Source organism: Bacillus sp. SIMBA_074, assembly GCF_046534555.1.
Lineage (GTDB): Bacteria > Bacillota > Bacilli > Bacillales > Bacillaceae_G > Bacillus_A > Bacillus_A mycoides.
Genome location: NZ_JAWRYM010000123.1, coordinates 1 through 442, shown reverse-complemented (window position 1 = coordinate 442; position 442 = coordinate 1). Strand labels below are relative to the sequence as shown.

1 pseudogene is annotated in these 442 nt (G+C 35.5%); it reads left to right on the top strand.

Annotated elements, in window-relative coordinates:
* Window positions 1-140: 140 nt before the first annotated feature.
* Window positions 141-442, top strand: a pseudogene (locus tag SB773_RS30130) (hypothetical protein); the annotation flags it as partial.

Sequence of the window (442 nt, the reverse complement as noted above, 5' to 3'; positions counted from 1 at the left end):
CTTGATTTACAGTTTTTGTTTTCGACATAACACACGATTTGTTAAACTTTCTGCTTTGATAACGGTAACTAAAATCATTTGTAAAACAGTCAATTTTGACTTATGATAACAGTAACTAAAATCAAAGTGGAGTGATATTCATGTCTAAACGAGGCGGTAAGCGAGAGGGAGCAGGGAGAAAAAAGCAAGGTATCATACGAAAAGTATCCGTAAATATGCCTCAAGAATTCTGGGACTTTGCAGACAGCTTTGAAACCTTCACTGATTGTATTAAGGAACTATGGAAACTCAAAGACGAAAACAGTAACCGAAATCAAATGGTTGATAACGGTTACCTGAATCAAGGTGATGAATTCAGTAACCAATATAAACCAAAAGAAATTGGTAACCAGATTCAAATCGATGAAGTCGGTAACCAAAATCTAACGACTGAGTCTTTGAC